General features: G+C 46.0%; 26 protein-coding genes and 1 riboswitch. Of the genes, 6 read left to right on the plus strand and 20 right to left on the minus strand.

All coding sequences use genetic code 11. The features are described from left to right. Nucleotide 1 precedes the first annotated feature (1 nt). The 3 genes from MHB46_RS06815 (at nt 2) to MHB46_RS06825 (ending at nt 2675) form a co-directional block, all read left to right on the plus strand. Complete coding sequence (locus MHB46_RS06815) at nt 2-496, plus strand: cation:proton antiporter regulatory subunit (RefSeq protein WP_013309426.1); 495 nt, start codon at nt 2-4, stop codon at nt 494-496. A gap of 4 nt (nt 497-500) precedes the next feature. Next, nucleotides 501-1727, plus strand: a complete 1227-nt coding sequence (locus MHB46_RS06820; RefSeq protein ID WP_341161921.1) for a cation:proton antiporter — start codon at nt 501-503, stop codon at nt 1725-1727. A 72-nt stretch (nt 1728-1799) separates the two neighbouring features. Continuing rightward, nucleotides 1800-2675 carry a YitT family protein gene (locus MHB46_RS06825; RefSeq protein ID WP_341161922.1) on the plus strand — a complete coding sequence of 292 codons (876 nt, stop codon included), beginning with the start codon at nt 1800-1802 and terminating at the stop codon, nt 2673-2675. A 96-nt stretch (nt 2676-2771) separates the two neighbouring features. Here the strand turns inward: MHB46_RS06825 and mqnC are convergent, their stop codons facing one another. The 4 genes from mqnC to metA form a co-directional block, all read right to left on the minus strand. Beyond that, entirely contained in the window at nt 2772-3905 is a 1134-nt protein-coding gene (mqnC, locus tag MHB46_RS06830) for a cyclic dehypoxanthinyl futalosine synthase (RefSeq protein WP_061829148.1), read from the minus strand. A gap of 433 nt (nt 3906-4338) precedes the next feature. Continuing rightward, nucleotides 4339-5517 carry an aminotransferase class I/II-fold pyridoxal phosphate-dependent enzyme gene (locus MHB46_RS06835; protein ID WP_341161923.1) on the minus strand — a complete coding sequence of 393 codons (1179 nt, stop codon included), beginning with the start codon at nt 5515-5517 and terminating at the stop codon, nt 4339-4341. Continuing rightward, on the minus strand, nt 5514-6698 hold the full coding sequence (locus tag MHB46_RS06840) for a PLP-dependent transferase (RefSeq protein WP_043882120.1): 1185 nt from the start codon (nt 6696-6698) through the stop codon (nt 5514-5516). Before MHB46_RS06840 ends, MHB46_RS06835 begins: the two co-directional genes overlap by 4 nt. A 125-nt stretch (nt 6699-6823) precedes the next feature. Continuing rightward, nucleotides 6824-7741 carry a homoserine O-acetyltransferase MetA gene (metA, locus tag MHB46_RS06845; RefSeq protein WP_061829145.1) on the minus strand — a complete coding sequence of 306 codons (918 nt, stop codon included), beginning with the start codon at nt 7739-7741 and terminating at the stop codon, nt 6824-6826. 118 nt (nt 7742-7859) lie between these two features. Beyond that, nucleotides 7860-7985, minus strand: a riboswitch (SAM riboswitch). Nucleotides 7986-8536: 551 nt separating this feature from the next. Between metA and corA the strand changes: the two genes are divergently transcribed. Further along, complete coding sequence (gene corA / locus MHB46_RS06850; RefSeq protein ID WP_053325030.1) at nt 8537-9472, plus strand: magnesium/cobalt transporter CorA; 936 nt, start codon at nt 8537-8539, stop codon at nt 9470-9472. A 162-nt stretch (nt 9473-9634) separates the two neighbouring features. Here corA and MHB46_RS06855 read toward each other — a convergent pair whose 3' ends face one another. The 12 genes from MHB46_RS06855 to MHB46_RS06910 form a co-directional block, all read right to left on the minus strand. Further along, complete coding sequence (locus tag MHB46_RS06855) at nt 9635-10642, minus strand: HRDC domain-containing protein (RefSeq protein ID WP_076294951.1); 1008 nt, start codon at nt 10640-10642, stop codon at nt 9635-9637. A 165-nt stretch (nt 10643-10807) separates the two neighbouring features. Then, on the minus strand, nt 10808-11686 hold the full coding sequence (locus MHB46_RS06860; protein ID WP_341161924.1) for an ROK family protein: 879 nt from the start codon (nt 11684-11686) through the stop codon (nt 10808-10810). A gap of 222 nt (nt 11687-11908) precedes the next feature. Further along, a complete protein-coding gene (locus MHB46_RS06865) occupies nt 11909-12805 on the minus strand; it encodes a 5'-3' exonuclease (protein WP_080710677.1) in 897 nt (298 codons plus the stop codon). 72 nt (nt 12806-12877) lie between these two features. Next, nucleotides 12878-13243 carry an arsenate reductase family protein gene (locus tag MHB46_RS06870; protein ID WP_134903970.1) on the minus strand — a complete coding sequence of 122 codons (366 nt, stop codon included), beginning with the start codon at nt 13241-13243 and terminating at the stop codon, nt 12878-12880. A gap of 43 nt (nt 13244-13286) precedes the next feature. Then, entirely contained in the window at nt 13287-14246 is a 960-nt protein-coding gene (locus MHB46_RS06875; RefSeq protein ID WP_341163692.1) for an RluA family pseudouridine synthase, read from the minus strand. A gap of 21 nt (nt 14247-14267) precedes the next feature. Continuing rightward, on the minus strand, nt 14268-14831 hold the full coding sequence (locus MHB46_RS06880) for a cob(I)yrinic acid a,c-diamide adenosyltransferase (protein WP_061829140.1): 564 nt from the start codon (nt 14829-14831) through the stop codon (nt 14268-14270). 18 nt (nt 14832-14849) lie between these two features. After that, nucleotides 14850-15419 (minus strand): hypothetical protein, encoded by a 570-nt coding sequence (locus MHB46_RS06885; protein WP_322173819.1) that lies wholly within the window; start codon nt 15417-15419, stop codon nt 14850-14852. Nucleotides 15420-15520: 101 nt separating this feature from the next. After that, nucleotides 15521-15727 (minus strand): aspartyl-phosphate phosphatase Spo0E family protein, encoded by a 207-nt coding sequence (locus tag MHB46_RS06890; RefSeq protein ID WP_341161925.1) that lies wholly within the window; start codon nt 15725-15727, stop codon nt 15521-15523. A gap of 114 nt (nt 15728-15841) precedes the next feature. Further along, complete coding sequence (locus MHB46_RS06895; protein WP_061829137.1) at nt 15842-17053, minus strand: aminotransferase class I/II-fold pyridoxal phosphate-dependent enzyme; 1212 nt, start codon at nt 17051-17053, stop codon at nt 15842-15844. A gap of 12 nt (nt 17054-17065) precedes the next feature. Beyond that, nucleotides 17066-17566: an Lrp/AsnC family transcriptional regulator gene (locus MHB46_RS06900; RefSeq protein WP_165176151.1), complete on the minus strand. Its 501-nt coding sequence runs from the start codon at nt 17564-17566 to the stop codon at nt 17066-17068. Between the two features lie 143 nt (nt 17567-17709). Beyond that, nucleotides 17710-18096, minus strand: coding sequence for a spore coat protein (locus MHB46_RS06905; RefSeq protein ID WP_029516490.1), 387 nt, complete (start codon nt 18094-18096; stop codon nt 17710-17712). A 31-nt stretch (nt 18097-18127) separates the two neighbouring features. After that, nucleotides 18128-18364, minus strand: a complete 237-nt coding sequence (locus MHB46_RS06910) for a hypothetical protein (protein WP_029516489.1) — start codon at nt 18362-18364, stop codon at nt 18128-18130. Nucleotides 18365-18478: 114 nt separating this feature from the next. Here MHB46_RS06910 and MHB46_RS06915 point away from each other — a divergent pair, with 114 nt between their 5' ends. Further along, complete coding sequence (locus MHB46_RS06915) at nt 18479-19717, plus strand: NAD(P)/FAD-dependent oxidoreductase (RefSeq protein WP_341161926.1); 1239 nt, start codon at nt 18479-18481, stop codon at nt 19715-19717. A 72-nt stretch (nt 19718-19789) separates the two neighbouring features. Here the strand turns inward: MHB46_RS06915 and MHB46_RS06920 are convergent, their stop codons facing one another. From MHB46_RS06920 to MHB46_RS06935, 4 genes are all read right to left on the minus strand, one after another. Further along, entirely contained in the window at nt 19790-21043 is a 1254-nt protein-coding gene (locus tag MHB46_RS06920) for an MFS transporter (RefSeq protein ID WP_341161927.1), read from the minus strand. A 116-nt stretch (nt 21044-21159) separates the two neighbouring features. After that, on the minus strand, nt 21160-21867 hold the full coding sequence (locus MHB46_RS06925) for a hypothetical protein (RefSeq protein WP_341161928.1): 708 nt from the start codon (nt 21865-21867) through the stop codon (nt 21160-21162). 54 nt (nt 21868-21921) lie between these two features. After that, on the minus strand, nt 21922-22335 hold the full coding sequence (locus MHB46_RS06930) for a DUF350 domain-containing protein (RefSeq protein ID WP_340887074.1): 414 nt from the start codon (nt 22333-22335) through the stop codon (nt 21922-21924). Between the two features lie 58 nt (nt 22336-22393). Continuing rightward, a complete protein-coding gene (locus tag MHB46_RS06935; RefSeq protein WP_341161929.1) occupies nt 22394-24763 on the minus strand; it encodes an endonuclease MutS2 in 2370 nt (789 codons plus the stop codon). Nucleotides 24764-24915: 152 nt separating this feature from the next. Here MHB46_RS06935 and MHB46_RS06940 point away from each other — a divergent pair, with 152 nt between their 5' ends. Then, complete coding sequence (locus MHB46_RS06940) at nt 24916-25275, plus strand: phage holin family protein (protein WP_023987773.1); 360 nt, start codon at nt 24916-24918, stop codon at nt 25273-25275. Nucleotides 25276-25312: the final 37 nt, after the last annotated feature.

Raw genomic sequence — 25312 nt, forward strand, 5'->3', positions numbered from 1 at the left:
AATGGATATTCGAGAGTCTATTTTGCCAGGAATCGGAATTAAGTATCGAATAGATGCAGAGAGTGGCGACCGAATTGTCATTATTATTCATGATGATGGCAGGCGCGAGTTGTATCACTTTGATTACGAGGATCTGGAACAAAGTATTTCTATGACAACACTGAATGATCAGGAAGCGCGATTGGTAGCCTCCATCATCGGGGGTATGACATATAAGCCCAAACAGCTTGAAAGTGTTGAAATGACGTTTGATGATTTTATTATCGAATGGTATAGAGTGGAATCCCACTATGCAAGTGTCGGCAAATCCATCGGTGAGCTGGATGTAAGGCAAAATTCGGGAGCCACTGTTATTGCCATTGTGGAGAAAAAGGGAATGAAATATGTAAATCCTGGTCCTGAAGTGATTATTAACGATGATGCCACTGTAGTCGTTGTCGGGGAACGCGATCAGCAAAAACGCTTTAAACAAATCCTTATGAACGGAAGCGGGTGATTGGATGGATCATCTGGTATTTGAGGTTGGATTGGCAATTGCTCTCATCGCTGCAGCCGGACTTATTTCCTCCAAACTGCGCTTCTCGGTCATCCCTTTTTATATCCTGATCGGAATGGCAGTTGGCCCGCATGCGATGGAGCTATGGCATTTTGATTTTCGCTTTATCGAAAGCGCCCCATTTATTGATTTTATGGGAAGAATCGGAGTGCTGTTTCTTCTCTTCTACTTGGGTCTCGAGTTCTCAGTAGGTCGGTTAATTAAATCAGGCCGTTCCATTGCCGTGGGCGGCACCATTTATATTGGCATCAATTTTACACTGGGGCTGGCCCTTGGCTTCCTGAGCGGCTTTCCTGTAGCAGAGACACTGGTTATCGCCGGAATTACAACAATATCATCCAGTGCTATTGCTGCGAAGGTGCTGGTAGATCTCAAGCGGACTGCCAATGCAGAAACAGAAATGATTTTGGGCATTATTATGTTCGAGGATGTTTTCCTCGCCGTATACATCTCCATCCTCTCCGGATTGGTTCTTAGTGATTCATCCTCGCTCGGGGGTGTGCTGCTATCAGCGCTAATCGCGCTTGGCTTTATGCTTGCAGTCATTATTATCGGCCGTAAGGCCGTCCCTCTGTTAAATCGGATTCTCCGTATTCGCTCCAATGAGGTATTCGGACTTGTTGTTTTTGGCTCTCTGTTTCTGGTGGCTGGTTTTTCGGAAACGATTCATGTGGCGGAAGCTATCGGCGCCCTGTTGGTCGGTCTGGTACTGGCCGAAACGGAACATGCCAAACGAATCGAGCATTTAATTGTTCCTTTCCGCGATTTCTTTGGTGCCCTGTTTTTCTTCAGCTTTGGACTATCCATCGATCCACTGTCCCTGGGAGGAAACGCGATATGGCTTGCGCTGGTAGCAGTCGTCCTCACGTTGTTTGGTAACATTTGGGCAGGAATGCTGGCTGGGCGTACGGCCTCCTTATCTCCCAAAGCGTCAGCAAATATCGGTCTGACCATTGTGGCACGGGGTGAATTTTCGATCATCATGGCCAACTTGGGCAAAGAAGGCGGTTTGCTTGATATTGTTCAGCCCTTTGCAGCTATCTATGTACTCATACTGGCGATTCTTGGACCACTTCTGACAAAGCAGTCAAAACCTATCTTTAATATGTTAAACAAAATATTTAAGTTCAAGGACCCCCGCCTACGAAAGGAAGAAAGTAACTCGTCATAACTGCAAAAGCTGGATACGACAATCCATAGGAGGGAAGGCTATGCGGCACGCTGTAAAACATGCCGAAACTCTATGAGGCGGCTTGTAAAGCCCGCTTCAGGAGATGCGAGAAGGTTCCCTGTCTTTTATACGGTGATTGGTGGAATTACAGCATCCGTCGGTCTGGAATTGTTTTTACATCCGCATGATATGATCGCTGGAGGTGTCACGGGGATCTCCAGACTCATGTCGCTTTATACACAGGAGCATTTTGGGTTACTGCTATTCGTTTTGAACTTGCCACTCATGTTGCTGTATTCTCTGTCTACTCACAAACCCATGCTGCTTCGGGCACTACCTGGCTTGTTCGCCTTTTCGGGCTCAGCCATTATTCTTTCGCCTTTTCCGGCAGTGAGTGGCCATCCGGTCGTATGCGCTTTGGGCGGCGGCATCTGTATCGGTCTTGGCGCAGGGCTGGCAGCTCGTCATGGTGGTCTGCTCGATTCACTAGGACTTAACGAATCTGACGATGGCCGTCCATCCACATTGTTGCTAACACACCGCAAGATTCCATTAATACAGATTGTTATGCTGTGTAATGGTCTGCTGCTGATTACCGCCGGCTTTGTGCTAGGCTGGAAGCCAGCTCTCTATTCAGCCTTATCCTGCCTCGCCGCCTATGAAACGACACGGCTGATGTTTACCGGTCTGACGCGTATGGTTTGTGTTGTCAGCAAGAAACAGCAAACCGTCGAGGATGCCATATATCGCAGGCTGCGTATACACAGCACACCTGTTGGAGGCTCTGCACAGATAGAGGGTAAGATTAAAAGCGAATCTGAGGATAATAAAGAAGAAATGGTCATCGTTTACAGTGTTCATCTGTTGGATTTGCAGCGCTTTAAGGCAGTCATCCAAATGGCAGACCCGCAGGCTGAGATCATGTATATGAAACGGTGGAAAGCATAGTAAAGTAACACATCAAAAAACGCTTATCTACACTAATCCTTATACATAGATTAGTGATGGATAAGCGTTTTGTAATTAACAATATATTAACGGATATTAATTTTGCATGATAAAATCATGTTCAATACTGCTGGCACTGTCAAAAGTACGAATAATATCATAACGGGTATTGCGCTGCGCTGGAATGTGACCCGTCTCGCGGATCAACTGTAAAATGGATTCGATGTTAACCTTATACGTTGCGCCTGCAGCGGAAACTACATTTTCTTCAATCATGGTGCTGCCGAAATCATCGCAACCGTAGTATAACGATTTTTTACCGATTTCAGGTCCCATAGTTACCCACGAAGACTGAATATGCTTGATGTTATCCAATACAAGACGACTGATCGCAACGGTCTTCAGATACTCCTCTGGCGTCTGGCGTTCCTTCTTCAGATTGGTATTGTCTGGCTGGAAGGTCCAAGGAATAAAGGCCAAAAATCCTTCAGAATTATATTTGTTTTCAATGCATTCGTCCTGAGCATCACGAACACGCAACAAATGCAGCGCACGCTCCTCCATCAACTCGCCAAAGCCGATAACCATCGTAGCAGTCGTGTTCATCCCAACCTTGTGAGCCGTTTGCATGACATCCATCCAATCACGCCAAGAGCCTTTGAGACGGCTAATTTTGCGGCGTGTGCGGTCATCCAAAATTTCTCCGCCTCCGCCCGGAAGCGAATCCAATCCAGCTTCATGAATGGCTCGAATCGTATCTTCCATAGATAGACCGGATTTTTCCTTCATTTTGTGAATTTCAGCTGGCGAGAAGGAGTGCATCGTAATATCGGGAAAACGCTCCTTAATAGCTTTCAGCAAATCCGTATAATAACTGAACGGCAGATTGGGATTTACACCGCCTTGCATTAGAATTTCGGTGCCACCTACCTCCTGCGTTTCCTTGATCTTCTGAAAGATCACCTCATCCGGCAAAACATAACCTTCATCGGAACCCGGTCTACGGTAAAAAGCGCAGAAGCGACAGTATACGTCACATACGTTCGTATAGTTAATATTTCGTCCGATGACGAAGGTTTTAATGGGATCGGGGTGCATGCGATTCATGACTTTATTCGCCGCGTGACCTATTTTTTCTACCTCGTCTGATTCGAACAAAGCAACGGTATCCTCTAAATTCAGGCGTTCGCCGCGTAGGGCTTTATCTAAAATATGGTCGATTACACTCATGGTGTATCCTCCTTCGCTGTCACAGGGCGACGAAATGAACGACAGGACTTATGAACGAGAATGCTTTCACAAACCTGCGTTCGAACCCTGCCGTAATGTATGTTCATGACTGGCCTTGTATGTTGTCTGTGCTATTTAGCATAGTAAAACCTAATGATAATACTAACATATCTTTAGGTAAGGAACCATACTTATTCCCGCTTCTTTCTGCTTTTCACCTAGGAAAACAGGAAACTGCCAAGCTTATCTTAACATTGCGTATAGCTAAGAAATAACAAAACAGGACTGAAAAGTGCCTTTTTTCACACTGTCTTTCATGTCTTTCTTATAGAAAACAGCAAGCCTCCTGAAATACTGGAAACTTGCTGTTTAGTGCTGTACATATTTGCTCCCGGCGTGAAAACGACAAAGATGCTGCAGATGTGCTAACGCTCTAGCGCAGCGCCTCATCCAGATCACTGATCAGGTCGTCAATGTCCTCCAAACCTACGGAGAAGCGAAGTAGTCCGTCCGTAATCCCGCGCTCCAATCGTACACTATGGGGCATAGCCGCATGTGACATCATCGCCGGATACGACAAGATGCTTTCCACAGCTCCCAGACTCACCGCTACAATTGGAATACGTACACGACTGAGGACTTCTTTTGCACGCTCACCAGAACCCACATCAAACGATATCACTGCACCATAACCGCTGGATTGACGCTCATGAACTTCACGTCCTGGATGATTTTCCAGACCCGGGTAGTATACTGCCTCAATGTCGTTACGCTCGTTCAGCCAGTTAGAGAGCTTGGTTGCACTCTTTTCGCTGTGAGCCATACGAGCCTCCAGTGTCTTCATACCGCGCATGAGCAACCATGACTCCTGCGGAGCCAGCACGGTACCCAGTCCATTTTGGAGCTGCTTGATTTGTCTCCCGAGCGATTCGGTACGCGCTACCGCAAGTCCTGCCAGCACATCGCTGTGTCCGCCCAGAAACTTGGTCGCACTGTGCAATACAATATCGACTCCCTGCTCAATCGGACGTTGATAATAAGGTGTCATAAAAGTATTATCCAATAAAGTTAAAAGTCCGTGATCCTGTGCCCAAGAGGTTATTCCTGCTACATCGGTAATTTTGAGTGTCGGATTGGACGGGGTTTCCATATATACAGCCCTTGTATTCTCCTGCAACGCCTCTTTCACAAGGTTGAGGTCCGTCATGTCGACGAAGGTAGTTTCGATATTCATCCGTTTCAAAATGGAGGTCAACAGTCGATATGTTCCCCCGTATACGTCCTCGGAAACAATGACATGATCTCCAGCGGATAAGAGCATAAAGGTAGTGGAGATGGCCGCCATACCTGACGCAAAGGCAAAGCCGCACGCCCCGCCTTCTAATAAAGCGATATAATCCTCCAAAGCTTGTCGTGTCGGATTACCTGAACGGCTATAGTCATGCTGTGGAGGATTAAAAATATCATGATGGTGAAAGGTAGAAGCTTGATAGATCGGGACGCTCGAGGCCCCCGTAACGCTGTCAATTTCAGAACCAAAATGCAGCAGCTTGGTAGCGAACTTCCGATCTTTGTTCAGATCCTGCCCGATCCTCCTCGCATCCTCTATCATTGCAGCTCCCCTCCTTCTACTTCTTGACGTGCCGCTTCCAACGCCGAACGCAAATCTTCAATGAGGTCGTCTGTATGCTCAATGCCTACGGAGAAACGCAACAGCCTATCATCTACCCCGACAGCATCCCGAATTTCTGCTGGTATATCCGCATGTGTCTGCACAGCGGGATAGGTCATTAACGATTCCACACCGCCGAGACTTTCCGCAAACGCAATGAGCTTAATGTGACGAAGCAAAGGTTCCACATAACGAGCATCCTTTACTTTAAAGGAGAAGATACCTGTATTTCCGCTGGATTGTTTATTTTGAATCTCACGACCTGGGTGGCCTTCGAGAGCTGGATAAAATACTTCCGCCACCGCCGGATGCGTCAGTAAATAGTTAGACAGCACTGTTGCATTATGCTCATGTCGGTCCATACGCAGCGCTAACGTCTTCATCCCCTTCATCAACTGGTAGCAGTCACTCGGGGAAAGCACCGCTCCTATGGAATTGTGCAGGAAGGAAATTTCAGCTGATAGCTCTTTGCCTTTGGTTACGATTAACCCTGCCAGCACATCGTTGTGTCCGCCCAAATATTTGGTTGCGCTATGTACCACAATATCCGCGCCCAGTTCCAATGGCCGCTGGAAATATGGTGTTAGCAGCGTATTATCTACAATGGTAAGCAACTGATGTTGTGATGCCCATTCGGCAACCGCTCGAATATCAGTAATCATCATTAACGGATTTGTAGGCGTTTCTATGAATACGGCTTTGGTATTCGGTCGACATGACTGTTCGAGTGCTTCAAGATCGTTCGTATCCACATAACTGGCTGTCACACCAAATTTAGATAAAATACGCTCCAGCAAACGATATGTCCCGCCATACAGATCCAGCGATACTATGAGATGGTCTCCCTGTCCAAACAATGCAAATACCGTTTGCAGCGCCGCCATACCTGAGCTACATGCAAAGCCTGCATCACCAGATTCAAGTGCAGCAGAAGCCTCTTCCAGTACCTTTCGCGTGGGATTGATCGTCCGAATATAATCAAATCCTGTGCTTTGACCCAGACGGGGATGGCGGAACGCCGTAGATTGGTAAATCGGGTAATTAACAGCCCCGGTTACTGGCTCCTCTACTGAACCGATTTGTGCCAATCTACTTTCGATTTTCCACTGTTTCTCACTCATATGAATCCTCCTGTTAACTTCCATAGTGGGTTCTATAACCAATCCTGCAAAAATGGATGTCAAAGACTATACTGCTGCGCTACTGCAAGGTGGTACTGTACAAGGGTAAACTACAAGCCCCTTTTTTAAATCTGGGGCCCGATATCGTAAGGTGTCTCTTGGTATACATAATAGTTCAGCCAATTCGAGAATAATAAATTGGCATGCGCCCGCCAGATTGAGGGCGGTGTGCGCTCAGGATCATCATTAGGAAAATAATTTTTGGGAACTTCAATATCCATTCCTTTGGCCACATCGCGGTCGTATTCCCATTTCAATGAAAGCGGGTCATATTCAGAATGCCCAGTTACAAAAATTTGTTTACCGTCAAGCGTGGCTACGAGGTACACTCCAGCTTCCTCGGATTCGGATAAAACTTCTAATTCGGCGATATGATCAATATCTTCCCGCCGAACCTCCGTATGTCTGGAGTGAGGGGCATAAAACAGTTCATCAAAGCCGCGTAGCAATTTTACTTTAGGTTTAATCACGGTGTGTGGAAATACGCCAAAGCATTTGTAGTCGAGCCCGTATTTCGGGACATTGAAATGATGGTATAAACCTGCCTGTGAGGCCCAACAAATGTGCATGGTCGAAGTTACATTCGTTTTCGTCCACTCAAAGATTTGCCGGATCTCCTCCCAGTAGTTCACATCCTCAAACTCAAGCTGTTCAACCGGAGCTCCTGTAATGACCATGCCGTCAAAACGACTGTTCTTGATCTCGTCAAACGTTTTATAGAACATATTCAAATATTCTTGCGATGTATTTTTGGATACATGAGACTTCATGTGCACCAGCGTGACGTCCACTTGCAGCGGCGTATTGCCGACCAGGCGCAATAGTTGGGTTTCCGTTGTTTCCTTCGTAGGCATCAAATTCAAAATGGCGATGCGCAACGGACGAATATCCTGATGATAAGCCAAGCTTTCATCCATTACGAAAATATTTTCGCCCTCCAGCACTTCCTTGGCAGGTAGTGTATCTGGAATTTTAATCGGCATGTAAACTCACTCCTTGTTCGGTAAGTTTTGCGAAAATCGTCCTGCTGAGATGCCGGGCATATAATAAAAAGACCTTTCTCTGGTTAGAGAAAGGTCATATTTGTATCCATATGCGCCTCTCTCATCTGTCAGGGCAACGCTCTTTGTACAAAGCGCGCGTCCTGCAAGAATTAGCACCGTGCGATTAAAATCGCCGGTTGCCGGGTATCATCGGGCTAGTCCCTCCACCTGCTCTTGATAAGATTTCGCTATATTCATTTTGGGTTCACAAAGTTCTTGTTGTTCACTTTAATGCATCGGCTGGGCTTCGTCAAGATGGGACTTTTAAATTTGTGCCCTGCAATCACATTTTGTCTACCTTTTCCATAGGTTAAATCATATCCCTCCTTTCGCTGAAGCTCTTGCCACTACTGTTGATTTAGCCCATGATTTTGCGCTTGAAAGGCCGTAGGCCGAGCGTTATACTATACAAGTGCTATTAGGCAAAAATATGGAGTAGTAGTGCAGATTTGAGTGTTTCCTGCGATACTGTGGCAATCTAAAAAAGAACATTTGAGAGGTGAATCCGGAATGGAAGGCGACCCGAGTCCGAATAGGCGGCGATCCCTGAACAACAGCATAGGAATGACTTCAGCTTGCCGAAAGACGGGACGCCAGGCTCTGCATGCTCCAAAAGCCTCCGGCTTTTGATGGGAGTGCACGCTTACCCGCACCGGCTAACTGGCTAACTGAGTCCATTCCTTATGCTTAAGGTAAACGTATTTCCGTTACGACGGAGCATAAGGAGTGACATATATGAAAATCCGTTTGGTCAACAACGGGGTTTTTACCCCTGTCGAAGAAATTGAAATGGCGCTTACTGCACCGGCAGAAGGTTTTTATTGGATTGATGCCGATGTCGATGATTTGACAGTGCTCCAGCCTTTATTTTCCATGCATGATCTTGCAGTAGAAGACTGTTTGAGTGAAGAAGAACAGCGTCCGAAGATTGAAATTTATGAAAGCCATTATTTTATCGTTGTAAATAGCATTCGTTTTGATGATGAAGAAATATTTTTGCGAGCTTTGAACATTTTTCTCGGCCGCCATTTTATCATTACGGTGACCAAGCAGAAAATAAATGAGCTTCGTACCCTCAAGCCTATGCTGTGGGAGCAAGAAGTCAGCCAGCCTGACCGTTTTATGTATCTGTTGGTCGACTTGATTGTTGACAACTATTTTCTGGTTGGTGACCGGATTGAGGTCCGCATTGAGAAGCTGGAAGAAGATATTCTAATGCATACGAAAAAGTCGCATTTGAACGAAATCATCGGCTTACGAAGTGAGATTCTGTGGCTGAAAAAAGTGCTGGGTCCACAAAAAGAAGTCATCAATACCCTGAACAAACGGGATTTGCGGCTCATCGACGATCAATTGCAAAAATATTTCAGCGACATTTATGAAAATGCTGTGAAAATTTCGGAGACTTTTGAAACTTACCGCGACTTGATGGGTAACCTTCGAGAAGCTTATCAATCCAGTATCGCCAACCGTGCCAATGAAATTATGCGTGTGTTTACGGCAATTACGACCGTATTTATGCCATTGACAGTCATTACCGGAATATATGGGATGAACTTCGATAATATGCCTGAGCTTCATACACGTTATGGCTATTTTGTCGTCATTGGTATTATGGTGGCATTAGGTGTCAGTATGTTCTGTATTTTCCGCAAGAAAGACTGGGTTTAAAAAGAAAAGGGGAAAAAGTACGGAGTTGGATACCTATTTCGATTTTCAAGCTTGATCATAAAAAGCAGCAGCCGTGTCCTATGAGGAACTGGCTGCTGCTTTTTAGTCTGTTGGACCCTGAATGTACTTTAATAACTTTAGCTTTATTCAATCAGTTCTATATTATCCAACATGTCGGTCGGGTACCTGCTGATGACGAAACCGTATACGGATCAGACGCAGACGCTCGTAAATTTGATCCAGTCCTGTTTCGGTTGCCTTTTCTTCCCCATACACTTTCAGCATGACGGGCTTGAGCAGCGTATCCCCCAACTCTTCATAAGCAGACCAGATGGCTGCCTGCTCCTCCTCAGATACATTCACCAATTCCTTGCGGATCAGCTTCTCCATATCAATGCCATCCCTGTCCAAATGCTCCACAGCTTCAATCATCTCTCTACGATGCAAACCTGTCTTCATTCCGATATGCTCCAGTGAAAGACCGTCCGAAATGCCTTCGATAATCGTTCTAGTTAGGCTGAATTTGTTCAGCTCCTGCCTGTACTGGTTCTCTTTTTGCTTGTATAGCCATGACAAAAAAACTTCTTCTTCCAGCGTCTCTGTTACCCAGTTCAACGGAAATGGCGTGGTCCGGTCATTTTGTGTCGTAATAGCCAATAGCTCCGTCCCATATTGCGACACTTTACCCTGACCCATACCAGGCAGCTCCAACAGTTCTTCTTCGGTATGGGGAAGATAGACGCTAATGAGTCGAAGCAGCCGATTCGTAGCGATAAAATAAGGCGCTTTTCGTTCCGTTGCTGCTTTTTGCCGTCTCCACATCGTCAACTGCTCATACACTTCATCACGTGGAAACAAATCACTGTAGCAATACAGCTTTTGCAGCGTTTGTCCTCGTCCTGATGATCCTTCTTGCTCATGAAATACGCCATGGATTAAGGGCCTGTAGCCCTCAGCCATTTTGAGCGCCAGCTCATGACGGTATACATGCAGTAATTCCTGCCACAAGCTGCCCTCATACCAAAGGTCGTCTATACTTTCATCCGGGACATGTTGTGTGCTCCAGCCTGCACTCCATCCCCCTTCATGTTGCCCAATCCATACCTGAGCAAAGTCCTCATAGCCCTGTTCATTCCGTTTGGACAAGCGATTTAAAAATACAATCTCCATGATTTCTTCCTCCCTCATATCGTTGAAAGACAGTCCCGCACAACACAAAAACGCAAAAAAAGCACCTATCCTGCGTATTCGCAAGAAAGGTGCTTCCCTTTTTGAGCCGTACTATGCTGTTGCCTATATAATAACCGTACCTTAGAGTGCCGTCAACCATAAATTCTAATGATTCAGCTTTTCCTTTGCCAATGCCAGAGCACCGCACAATCCAGCATTGTCACCCAATCCCGGAGATACGATATATTGCTCAATATCTGTTGTCAGACTCGAATGCTGTACGTATCCGTTCAAAAGTTCTTGAAGCTTGATACGAATGAGCGGGAACAGTTGGTCCTGCTTCATCACTCCCCCGCCCATAATAATTTTTTGCGGTGACAGGATTAATACATAGCTCATTAAAGCCTGTGCCAAATAGTACGCTTCCATTTCCCAGGCTGGATGGTCGACAGAAAGCTCATGTCCTTTAACCTTCCATCTTTTTTCGAGTGCAGGACCTGCTGCTAGTCCCTCCAAACAATCTCCGTGATAAGGACATGTCCCCTCGTAAGTATCTTCTGGGTGACGACGTACCAGAATATGTCCCATTTCCGGGTGGGATAATCCATGTATCAGCTTTCCACCAACCAAAGCACCCGCCCCGATGCCTGTACCTATCGTAATATACAGACAGTTGTCCAATCCCTTGGCGGCACCCCAAATAGACTCACCAAGTGCTGCTCCATTCACATCCGTGTCAAACCCCATAGGCACGTCAAAATGCTGTTTCAGTTTGCCAATTAAATTGTAATTTCCCCAATGTGGCTTTGGCGTTGTTGTAATATAGCCATATGTATCACTGCCTTCGATTGGATCAATCGGCCCGAACGAGCCTACACCCAATGCTTCAATGCCCTTGCCTTCAAAAAATGCGATGACATTCTCCATTGTTTCTGCTGGGGTGGTCGTTGGAAAGCTTGCTCGTTCCAGTACCTCCCCATGTTCGTTACCAATTCCACATACAAATTTGGTACCGCCTGCCTCAATTGCTCCCAATACTGTCATAGTTGCTGTTGTCCCCTTTCAATAATCCGGTTCTCTCTCCACTATATTCACCTGAAATGTGCCCGAGGTCAATCCCCTTATCGCAATTGTATATAATCCTTCACATGACTATACAACTCCCTTGACATAACGGTATAAAAATAAGGACACTAACGCACCCAGCGTCAGCATCCCTATAAACTTACTTCACTTAAATTGTCCGTATCAAGCCTAACAGCTTCATTATGATCCGGTTGCGACACCCATCAATGTACACAAGCTTTTCATTTCAAGCTGCTCAAACTTGTCTACAATTTGCACGTGATCCAGCGTCAGCAGACAGCTATCCAAAGCACATGCTACAGGTACACCGCAGTGAATTTCAGCAAGCTTGCGTGAAAGATGCAGCATATCCAAATCACTCTCAATTTTTTTACGGACCGAGGGTGTTAATTGATCCAAATTCTCCAGGATGCCTTCAATAGAGTCGTATTCCTGCACCAGCTTGAGTGCCGTTTTCTCACCAATACCTCGTACTCCTGGATAATTATCGCTTGCATCCCCCATCAGGCCTTTAAGGTCCACCACTTGGCGTGGTTTAAGCCCTTTTTCAGTCAGCAGGGTCTCCGGGGTGTATACCATATAATTGCCGTGCCCTTTTTTCATAATAATGACCCGTGTCCGATCATCCACTAATTGAAGTAAATCATGATCTCCCGAGAGAATCATTACATCCATGTCCTCATTTTGCGAATAATGGCGTGCAAGCGTACCGATACAATCATCGGCTTCAAAACCTTCCGCTCCAATGTTGGGAATGCCGAGGCTGTCCGTCACTTCCCGAATCAATGTAAATTGGGGAATCAAATCATCTGGTGCGTCGGCACGGTTTCCCTTATACGCAGCAAAATGTTCCCCACGAAATGTCGTTCCGCCCATATCCCAGCAGCAAATGACGTGTGTAGGATTAAACGTTTGAACTGCATCCCAAAAATATCGAATAAAACCATATATGGCGTTCGTTGGCACTCCAGCTTTTGTACGACGGATATAACCGTTTGCGGCGGTTGCATAATAAGCGCGAAATAGCAGGGCCATGCCGTCAACCAGCATTACGGATTGTTCATTGCGTTGTGTCACAGATTGTATTGCTCCCATTCATCATAATATTTAACCCCCACAGTATAACATATCGTGGGGGTTAATTGGGCGTTATTCAGCTCCCCATGTGCCCTCAAATGTTTCCTCTTTGAATCCTATCGTTACTTTGTTCCCGTCGGTTACAATCGGGCGTTTGATTAATCTTCCATTCGAGGATAAAAGCGAAATTTGCTCTTCACGGCTCATGTCTCCAAGCTTATCTTTCAGCTTTAACTCTTTGTACACCTCACCGCTTGTATTAAAAAACTTTTTTAGCTCCAGCCCGCTTTTTCCAATCAAGTCTTCCAATTCCTCCGGTCCGGGCGGTTGTTCAAAAATAGGAATAAGTTCCGTCTCATGTCCCTTGTTTTGCAGCCATTTCACTGCATTACGGCAGGTACTGCATTTAGAATACTGATATACTTTCAGTTGGCTCATCGTTAGAATAACCTCCACTTGGTTTCAATCGCTTATTTATATTTTATTCTGGATGATATTGCGCTCTTAATAGCTCCTGCATTTCAGCGATATCTTCAGGCAGCGGAGCATAGAACTTCAGCCGCTCCCCGGTTACAGGATGCTCCAAGGACAGCTCTGAGGCATGCAAGGCTTGTCGAGGCATCCTGGCATCGAGCTGATCATATCGCTCACGTTGCGCAGCATCATCGGGTGTAATCCGGTACATTTTATCTCCGATCAACGGACAACCGATATAAGTCATATGCACTCGAATTTGGTGCGTACGCCCGGATTCCAACTTTAGCCCAATGCGACTTCCCCCGTTCCACACTTCCTCCAGCTTATACAGCGTAAGGGCAGGATAACCATCCGGGGTCACCATACGTAAATGCGGATCATCCGGGTTGCGGTCAATCGGTCCGTCTACCTTTCCTTCCTGCAGCTCAGGCCGTCCATGCACCAAAGCTGTATAGCGCTTATCCACCGTTCCCGCAATCATCTGCTCAGAAATATGCTGGTGTACATACGGATTTTTGGCTACTACCAGCACACCCGTCGTCTCCTGATCAAGACGATGAACAGGACGAAACCGGAACAACTCTCCCTTGGCCTGCCAATAATGCACAACCCCATTAGCCAGTGTTCCTGTGTAATGACCGTGAGTCGGATGGACAATCATGCCCGCCGCCTTGTTCACCACTAACAGATGTTCATCCTCAAACAATATCTCAAAAGGAATGGGTTCAGGTAAAATATCATCAGAACGCTCGCGCTCCATACGAATTTCTACTCGATCCCCGGACTTCACCTTTACGCTGATGTACACACGTGTCCCGTTCAGCATAATACCTTGCTCGGTCAGCTTGAGTTTGGATATTAACTTTCGAGAAATGTTCATACGTTTTTGTAAAATAGTCTTCAACAGCATGCCCTCCTCCTCAGGAGGGATCGTATATACGATAGGTTCATAATACAAGCTCATCACAAATTCCCGGTTGCCTCCTTATTTGCGGAACACTTTTTTGCTGCGCACATATTCGACATCGGGCACACCCTGACGGACATTCGCTGTACGAGCAACGGCAAAGAAATAATCAGAAAGGCGGTTCAAATACCGACGTACCGCCGGATTAATATCCGTATGTTTACCTAGTGTAACAGCACGGCGTTCAGCGCGTCGGCAAACTGTACGGCAAACATGAAGCGTTGAGGATAATGTGCTACCACCCGGTATAATAAAACGCTCCACCTTCGGATTTTCCTCCTGACATGCATCAATCCAGCCTTCCAGACGCTCTGCCAGCTCGTCTTTCACCTTATATTTGCTTTCACTAATTTTAACAAACGCCAAATCCGAACCACAATCAAACAGCTCCTGCTGTATTTCTTCCAATTGAGTCCGAATATCCGTAAACTCTTCCCCTTCGGCAAAGCTGATCGCTTGTCCTACAAAGCTGTTCAGCTCGTCAATTGTACCGTATGCCTCCACACGATCATCATCTTTGGACACTCGACCGCCGATCACAGAAGTTTGTCCTTCATCACCTGTTCTAGTATATATGCCCATTTCATTCCATCCCCTTTATCATTCCGTAAGTGCTTTCAGCACCTTGATGGCTTCTTCCTTATTGCTTGTACGAGGCGGCACGGTAGCAAATAATGTTTTGGAGTTATATTTTAGCTCCTTAAACATCTTCATCTGCTCCACCGGAATTCCGAACAAATGAGTTTCCTTGCTTACATCTGATCCTTCTTCCTCCTGCCCCTTCTTCTTAAATACGCCGCCCTCGAACACGCCCCGAGCGTACGTCTTCTTGTCAAAAGCATCATCTAACGGCAGATTCGAGCCATTCTGTCCATACAGCTTCATGTCCTCTTCCGGCAAAAGAAACAGATCATGCTCCCCGGCCGCATATTCTACAACCAGCTTCTGCTGGTTATACAGCGGACTGACCGAAATCTCAATGGTCGGAGCCTGTTCGCCTAGCTTATCCTTAAGCTTTTGTGCCAGCTCTTCACGGATGACTGAAGCATCCCCTTTATCCATAATAAAAATGGAGAAGCTGTTCTTGTCCCGTCCCCCACATCCAGCCAATAATACAAGTGCAAGCATTCCGATGATCCATGGCGATAGCCTTTTTAGCCCTGCTCTCATATGTACGCCCCCTCTTCCATGCCATTAATATATCATAAGTTGTGAACGCAAAAAAAGAAGGCCCGACGGCCTTCTTCTTACATTTGGCTGACTCCATACGGTTAAACCTTGCATTCCGTACCATACAGCTTCATATATTCATTGATTTTCAAATCGAGCTTACAACTGATCTGGATAACAAGATCAGAGGTGAAGGACTGCTCTTCCTGAAATGTCTGCATCATCTCATTGCGCAGGAACAAAATTTCATCTTCCAGGGAAATGTCGTATCCTATTGAACTAGATGAATTATATCCAACATATGACATGAGCATTCCTCCTACAATTGAAAAATTGAACTTCCTGCTTCCGATTTCAAATTATAGCATAGAAATTTAGAAATAAAAGACTATTTTTTATGAATTACCCATAAAAAAATAATTTTAACCTTCTTTTCTTACTTTTTCTACAAAATGACCAATCCGATCCAGTGCCTCCGTCAGCTGAGCAACAGAAGTCGCGTATGAGCAACGAAGATAGCCTTCGCCTCCCAAACCGAACACATTACCCGGTACAGCCGCAACTTTAGCCTCTGCCAAAAGACGCTGTGCAAATTCATCTGAGCTGAGTCCCGTGCTTTGAATACTAGGGAAAACGTAAAAAGCCCCTCTTGGCTCATGGCACTCCAGGCCGATTTCCCGGAACCCTTCAACCATCAGACGGCGACGCTGATTATAGGCTTCTACCATACGATCTTTCTCACCCAAACCATTCCGCAAGCCTTCCAGTGCCGCAACTTGACCCATAGAAGGCGCACACATTACGGTGTACTGATGGATTTTGAGCATAGCGGCAATCAGATCTGGATGCCCGCATGTATATCCAATACGCCAGCCTGTCATGGCGAAGGCTTTGGAAAAACCACTGACCAGAATCGTACGATCCATCATACCAGGCATAGCGGCAAAACTGACATGCTTCTCTCCATAATTCAATTCAGCATAAATTTCATCAGAAATGACGATCAAATCATGTTTTTCCACGACTTCGGCAATCGGAAGCCAATCCTCATAAGTCATCGTAGCCCCAGTTGGATTGCTCGGATAGCATAAAATCAACACCTTGGATTTAGGTGTAATTTTTGCCTCCAACGCCTCAGCTGTCAGCTTGAATTCATCCTTAGCAAATGTTTCAATACCTACTGGAATCCCGCCTCCAATCGAAGTGATTGGAGAATATGAAATGTAGCACGGCTCGGGCACGAGAATTTCGTCGCCAGGTACAATTAACGCACGCAAAGCAAGATCAATCGCCTCGCTTCCCCCAACGGTTACGATAATCTCATTTTTGGGATCATAACGGACTTCAAATTGCTCATTCAGATAATCACTAATCGCTTCACGCAATTCTGGCGTTCCCGCATTAGACGTGTAGCTGGTAAAACCTCGCTCCAATGAATAGACACAGGCTTCCCGCATATGCCAAGGGGTTGTAAAATCCGGTTCGCCTACACCAAGGGTAATAATATCCTTGTTGCCACCCACCAAGTCAAAAAACTTACGAATACCCGAAGATGGGATCTCGCGCACCAACGGGGACAAATAGGAACTCATGGCTTTGTTACTGTCGGTAAATGCTTCTGTTTTGAGATTCATCATGATCTTCCTTTACGGCGAAATCATCAGACGATTATCTTCCTGATGGTCCTCAAAGATAATTCCGTCCTGCTTGTATTTTTTAAGCGTAAAATTAGTCTTGGTAGATAAGACCGAATCAATAGGCGACAGTTTTTCCGACACAAAGTTAGCGACCTCACGGAGATTGCGGCCTTCAACCTCTACCAGCAAATCGTATGCTCCGGACATAAGATAGACCGATTTAACTTGCGGATACAAATAAATCCGTTCTGCAATCCCTTCAAAGCCTCTTCCACGCTCGGGTGTAATCTGTACTTCGATCAAAGCGGTAACCTTTTCGTCGTCGACTTTGTCCCAATTGACTACAGCGGCGTATTTGACGATCACATGTTGGTCTTCGAGCTCTTTAATTGAGGTGCGAACATCCTGCTCGTCAACCCCCAGCATAGTAGCCATTAGAGTCGGTGTTCTTCTTGCATCTTCTTTTAACAATTCCAGCACTTTTAATTTCAATTCATTCAGCTCTGTCATTCTACATAAGGCCTCCATCGAAAGAGATTACTATACATCATACAATACGCACTTTAAACCTGCAAAGAAAAACCGTCCACTCCGGTAAACCCGGCAGATGGACGGCTGTTATGGGAATCTGCTTCAAAAACGGAAAATCCCGTTTACATATAATAAGGGTTGTTTTGATGAGTAGACTGGCCTTGCTGATGCATAGATTGGCCATATACTCCCGCGGATGCCGACTTTTGCTGAATGAACTGTTGGCATTCTTGTTGGGTCTTGCGAGCTTCTTGAATCTGTTTGTCCAAATCGATGCGCAGTGCTTTAGTCGGAGTGGCATACATATTGTTTTGGCTCATCAGATGATACAAATCACCTTGCAGACGCAATGTATCATTCGTAAGGTCGGTGAACATCTGACGCACAGACGGACAGTTGGATTCTGTCGTCGCCGTTGTGTACTCGCGCACTGTACGTTTCATATCAGCAAGAATGGTATAGAGCAAATCTTCTTCGGGCATAAATGACATATTATTTTGTGAATACATTCTGTCAAACCTCCTTTATTGTAAATCCAAATTACTGCTGCGGTTGCATTGGGGCAAGCTGCTGATGCTGTTGAAGAGCATTAGAAAGCAGATTCAAGTGGTGCTCATGAGTTCTTGCCAGTTGCAAACAGGCTTGTTGGACGGCTGGGTGCTGAATAGAAGCCGCTGTCGCCGCACTTTGTTTGAGTAGTAGTTCTTCATTGGAAATGGAGTCCACGATGTACTCCAGCTCTTTGCCTGACAAGGGTTGCATGTTCGTAGATTGCATAATCTCTGTGCCTCCTTGAATGTTTTGTTGCACGCTGGTTATCTTGTCCGTTTGGCGAAATACTATGTACACATAAGAAATACTACATATTACCTTATGAGGAGTGCTATTTATATGGAATTGATAAGCGGGAATACATATTGGCCGAGTACCTTGGAGAAAACGTTGGATTTCCCGCCTTTGGCAGAGGATTTAAATTGTGATGTCTTGGTCATCGGTGGCGGGATGGGTGGATCCATCTGCTCCCGACTGTTGGGAGAACGACAGGTAGACACCGTGGTTATTGACAAACGCAAGCTAGTACATGGAAGTTCTTCGGCCAATACCGGACTGCTGCAATATAGCAATGATAAGACCTTAACTTCCTTGATCAATACGTTTGGTGAAACGAACGGTGTACTTTTTTACCGTATGTGCAAAGATGCTCTGGATCAGTTGGAAAAACTGTCTACCACGCTGGAAATTGATCCGTCTTTTATACGCCGAAGTAGCCTGTACTATGCAAGTACATCGGAGGATGTGCAGACACTTCAAAAAGAGTACAAACAGCTAACCCGGTTTGGATTTCCCCTCGAATACTGGGATGATCAACAGATTGCTGCCCGATTTCCTTTCCGAAAACCAGCGGCCTTATACACGCACGAAGATGCCGAGGTTAATCCATTTTTGTTCGCCCAAGGACTGCTGCGATCTGCCAGCCGTCTCGGTGTACGCTTATATGAGCATACGGAAGCCAAGCATTTTGAATTTAACGAAAATGAAGTTGTTTGTCATACCAGCGGTGGAATTATCCGAGCGAAAAAAATCATTTTTGCAACGGGCTATGAAACACAAGAGATTAAAACAGACCGTGGAGCCGTTCTGGAAAGCTCATATGCTATCGCCACCAATCCAATCGGAGATAATCCCTTGTGGCATGAACAGTGTCTCATCTGGGAAACTGCTCGTCCTTATCTATACATGCGCTCCACACCGGAAGGACGCATTATTATTGGTGGTTTAGACGAACCTGTACTGGACGCCAATCAACGTGAAATCAGGCTCCTGCACCAACAGCAAAAGCTGCTACAAACATTACAGGAATTTTTTCCGGGTATACCATTTCAGATCGACTTTGCATGGGCTGCTGTATTCGGCTCCTCTCATGACGGCTTGCCGTATATTGGTCCACATCCGCGTTTTCCCAACTGCTACTTTTTAGAGGGTTACGGGGGAAATGGAGCAGTCACGAGTATGATGGCCGCACAACTTTTGGCTGATGAACTGACGGGCACACACCGACCTGAAATGGAGCTTTATTCTCTGACCCGTACTACCAAGCCCTCGCCCGAAACAACGGAACCGATAGTTTAACATATGGAATAAAAAAAGAACCTTCTTTCCCTATAAGCGGGTCTGAAGGTCTTTTTTTAAATGTATTTTAAACTATTCGGTTTGCTTGTCCCAGCGTTGTGCGTGGGAATGAGACTTGCTCTGCTTTGTCTTTTGTTCCATTTTCAGCACACTTCGCATAAAAAACCATCCGAGCACTGGCATCAATGCCAGTCCAATCAACAACCAGATCATCGCCGTGGGAGCCTTGCTGATACTTAGGACACCCAAGAAAATGAGTGTTCCGGTCAATCGGCCTACCATTAAGCATAGTTCGCGTAGTACAACGAGTTCCACTCTCTGATTGGCATCTCCTTTACTCGTACCCATTAAATCAAAGCTGGCAGAAATCATGGGAATTAAATACAAGGGCATAAATAAAGCGGTGCCGATCCCCATAATCAGTAGTGTACTATACTCCATACGCCACAATAACGGTAAAAGCGCGATCACCAACAATACGGCACCCAACAGCATACCCGCCGAACGATAGTGTGGCTTGAGCCATTTTCCGACAGCCCAAAAGCTGAAAAATGAAACCGCCGATGTAATAAGTGAAAACTGCGCCAGCTTCCATTCCTGTTGAGTAGCTACATACACGAGCAGCGTAATCAGGAAGGCAAATACCCCTTCACGGATGCCCTGGGCAACAAGCGATAACGACAATGGACGCCACATACTCCCTTTTTGTGACAATCGCTGCTTGGGCTCCTTCCAATTGTAATTTCCTGTCGGCTTACGCTTACGAAGAAAGAAACTAAGCACCACTCCTACGACATAAAAGGCCAAGGAAATACTGAATATCACGCGGTAACCTGCGTCATCCTCCATACGGGCAATAATCCAACCGGACAGCCAAGGTCCCACTATACCGGAAAACGAGCCTAGCAGACCCACCCATCCGTTAAAATGATCACGACTTGCCTGATCCGTGACTTCGAAAAAAATCACATTAAACGCCAGCCAGAATAAACCTAATGCTGCACCCAGCAGCATCCCGAGCGGCCATATGTAGTTCACAGCCTGCGTTCCCGTATATAACACGATCAGATAAAATAGGCCGGATAATGCGGTCCCCACGCGCAGGGCATTCATTTTATTATGTTCCTTGACCCACTTTCCAGCCACCCAGACCATAATTCCCAGTGCAATTTGTTGACTGACATTAAACCAGCCGATCATCGCGTAATCCTGCCTGCTTTTCCACAAATACACGTTAAGAAATGTGCCTGACAATGCTGCTGCAAACACAAACAATCCATTCAAGCTTAATAGCAGAATGGATTGTCCGTTCAGGTTTGATTTCAATGCAGTTCCCCCTAACCGAAAAATCACCAATCAGCTTATTTCAAGCCAGCTTGTTTAAAGATTTCTTCGATTTAAGATGCCCGTATTGAGCTTGGGCCTATCCGGGGGATTGCTATTTAATTGTTGGAAATACCGCTGAGCTTCTCCAGCATCCGCAGTCGGTCATTCTCTGATAGTGTCTGCTGGACATGGAAGCAGCTAGGACACACATAAACATTCAAGACGAACGGCAAATCCAGAACAGGCTTGCCAAGTGCTGGAGACATCGACGGTTCAAAGCCTTCTCTGGTTACGGTTTGCGAACCCGCATGCAGCATGTACTCTCCACATTGGGAACATTCAAGAACCTCATCTTGTCTGTCGAGTATTTGTTCAGCACCTTGTTCATAAGCCATCAGATCCGCACCGCTTTCTTCAAATTTTTGCAAAGTATGCAGCACAGGCAGCTTATGAAGCTCATTATCCTGCAACAACGGTGCATCAACCGGTTTTTCAACTACGATTTCATCCTCTGCCTCATATAAAATATCCTGCTCCTCATCATCACCGAGCTGAATACTCAATGTACGATAACCCTTCAGGTCTTCTTTTCCATGAGAGTGGGGCACCGGGGTTACAGAAGCCACATGATCATGTTTCGTCTCTTCATGTCCATGCTCACCGGCATGTCTATGCACAGGTGGAGAAACAGTCTCATCTTCATCATCGGTGATGTCAGAGTACCCTTTCAGATCATTATGGCAATAAGGACACTCTTCCTCAGGTCCTAATTCTTCATCCCAAATAATTTCCATGTTACACCATGGACAAATAGTCATTTCCAAGCTTTATCATCCTTCCGTTCCAAGCGTATACCAAGCTCTAGTATACAAGATGTGTCAAGTTACACTGGCACCGATCACATAAGATAAAGATATGGAAATAATCATGGAGAACAAGCCGACAGCACGATTATCCTCTTTAATCTGTTGATCGATAGAAAATACCGGTGTTAGAAACTCAAAAAGAAAGTACGCCGCAAGTAGCAGTAAAAAGCCAACGAACGACCAAATCATCGTATCATACACACTAGATTTGGCTTCCATCGCAAAGCGGAGCACGTTGCAAATACCGAACATTTTCCCTCCCGTAGCCATGGCTACCGAAACATTGCCGTGCTTGATCTCTTCCCAGCATTTATAGCGGGTTACCAGCTCAAAACACGACAAAAATACAATTAGCTCCAGCACCGCCACCGAGAAATAACCCAGCATCATCCCCAACGGATGTGACAGCAATTCATCAATCGCCATCTTCACTTCGTCCCTCCCGTTCTACCAAGCGTTCCCGGGCAAAGCCGGCAACCCATAGCTATTCCAATTCAGCAACTGTTACGCCTGTGCCGCCTTCATTGTAATTACCGATACGGTAGCTTTTCACATGTTTATGCTTGCGGAGGTACTCCTGAATACCGGTTCTCAGGACACCTGTACCTTTGCCATGTATAATGTGTACCTGACCCAGATTGGCCAGAAACGCTTCATCCATGAAGCGGTCCACTTCCATCAAGGCTTCCTCCACGTTCGCCCCCCGAAGATCAAGTTCACTTCGTACGTTATCATCCCGTGTCCGCTTAACGCCAGTCACTGGTTTTTGAACTCTTGGAGTCGTTGCTTGGGCAGGTTGCAGTAGTTCCAGATCATCCAGACTGACTTTCATCTTCATGATCCCCAGTTGAACCACAGCTTCCTTGGTACCGGACAGTTCAACCACGTGGCCTTTTTTATTCAGACTGTGAACGGATACTTCATCGCCAGCCATGATAGAACGAGTACGTGTAGCGGCCGGGCGTTTGACGGTACTTTTCTTGCGTTGCTTCGGTTCAGCCTCATCCAGTTCTCTACGAGCTGCAATCAGCTTATGCTCCTTAACCGAGGCCCCTTCTTCCTGAGCCAATTTACGCAAATCAGTAATGATTTTCTCTGCTTCACTACGAGCCTTATCCACGAGAACTCTTGCTTCGTCCTCAGCTTTTTCCAGCATACGGTCTCGTTGGGACTCCAGCTTTTCCAACTCCATCTGATGACGGCTACGCAATGCTTCCATTTCCTTACGCAGCTGCTCCGCTTTTTCCCGTTCTTGCTCAGCTGTTAAACGGTTCTGCTCCAGTGACGCGATCATGTGCTCGACGCGCTGGTCTTCTTCCGTTACCTCACCACGGGCATAGTCTAAAATACGCCCTGGCAATCCCAATCGCTCGGCAATAGCAAATGCATTACTTCGTCCGGGAACACCGACCAGAAGGCGGTAAGTCGGGCTTAATGTAGCGACATCAAACTCCATGCTTGCATTAATAATTCCTTTACGCTCATAGGCATACGCCTTCAATTCACTATAGTGAGTCGTGGCAACCATACGGCAACCCATGGCATGTATATGCTCCAAAATGGATACAGCTAGAGCCGAACCTTCCGCGGGGTCCGTTCCTGCCCCCACTTCGTCAAGCAATACAAGACTTTTGGGCGTCATATTTTTCAGGATGCTAATGATATTGGTCATGTGACTGGAAAATGTACTCAAGTTTTGCTCAATGCTCTGTTCGTCACCAATATCGGCATAGATTGCATCAAATACACACAGCTGGCTTTCATCCTCTACAGGTACAAACAGTCCAGACATCGCCATCAAACTAAGCAGACCGATGGTTTTCAGAGTAACGGTTTTCCCCCCTGTGTTCGGTCCGGTAACGATAATGGAGGTGTATGAATTGCCCAACTCCACATCAATGGGAACAACCTGCTCCAACGGAATTAGGGGATGTCTGCCCTTTTTCAGCTTCAAATATCCGCGGTCATTCATTAAAGGCAAGGTTGCCTTCATTTCACGGGCGAGACGCGCTTTTGCAAAAATAAAATCAAGATTGCCCAATATGTCCACATCATACAACAACATATCTGCTTGTTCTGCGACAAGTGCGGTCAGCTTCTGTAAAATGACTTCAATTTCACGCTCTTCTCTCAGCCTTGTTTCCCTCAGCTTATTGTTCATGGCTACAATGGATTCAGGCTCGATAAACAATGTTGCGCCAGACCCGGATTGATCATGAACAATTCCGCCAAAATAAGAACGGTATTCGGCCTTAACTGGGATCACAAACCGATCTCCACGAATCGTTATCAACTGATCTTGAAGCATTTTGGATACAGTTGAGGAACGAATCATGGAATCCAGCTTTTCACGAATACGCACTTCTCCCGAGCGCAGCTCCCGACGGATTTGAGAAAGCTCTGTGCTGGCAGAATCCAGCACCTCTGCATTTTCGTCAATACAGCCTTTAATGGAGTTTTCTAAACCTCTCTGCTCCGAAAGTTGCTCGCTCCAATACAGCAATGTTTCGACAGGATTTTCCTCATGCAAACTTGCCACGTATACCTGTATACGGCGTGCGGCCTGAACTGTTGTCCGAATGCCAAGCAACTCCTGCGGGCTTAACGTTCCGCCAATACGGGCACGCTTCACTGCCGGAGTGATATCCACTACTCCATTAAATGAAGGTACCCCTTTGAGTCGATCAGCAGCATAGGCCTCATCCGTGCCTTTCAGCATTTTCTTGATATGCTCCAAATCATCGCTGGGCTGTAGTCGAAGGGCTGTCTGTTGTCCCGTTGCCGTTTGAGCATAGTGACTTAGTTTATTTAGAATTTTTTGATATTCAAGGGTTTTAAAAATTTTAGAGTCCAACTTCACTACTCCTTTCACATATATCTATATTATACCGAAAGCAGCAAACTTACGCTATTTGCCAACTCTGTTTTACACATAAGAAAGCTCTTCATGCCACACACTAACCTTTGTCTAACCCTGTAAATTCAAAAAACAAAGGAGGTTATTCCGTGAGCATTCTCGGGCACATTGTACGTTTCATCGTTGCCGCTCTGGTGCTGATGGTCGTAAGCTGGATCGTTCCCGGATTTAGTGTAGGCGGCTTTTGGAGCGCGCTGATTCTTGCCATTGTCATTGCCTTGGTTGGTTACATTATCGAGGCAGTGTTCGGCCGACGCGTTTCTCCATTTGGACGCGGTATCGTAGGTTTTCTTGTGAGCGCTCTGGTGATCTGGATCGCTCAATATGTGGTGACCAATGTCAGTGTTTCCGTTCTGGGCGCATTGCTAGCTGCATTGGTTATCGGGATTATCGACCTGTTTATTCCGGTATCGACACCGTTTGAAGCCGGTCGCAAAGACGGAAAATAACTTCAATAGACACCCCGACAAAGCTGTCCCGAAGCAG

The sequence above is a fragment of the Paenibacillus sp. FSL H7-0703 genome (assembly GCF_038003485.1).
Lineage (GTDB): Bacteria > Bacillota > Bacilli > Paenibacillales > Paenibacillaceae > Paenibacillus > Paenibacillus polymyxa_B.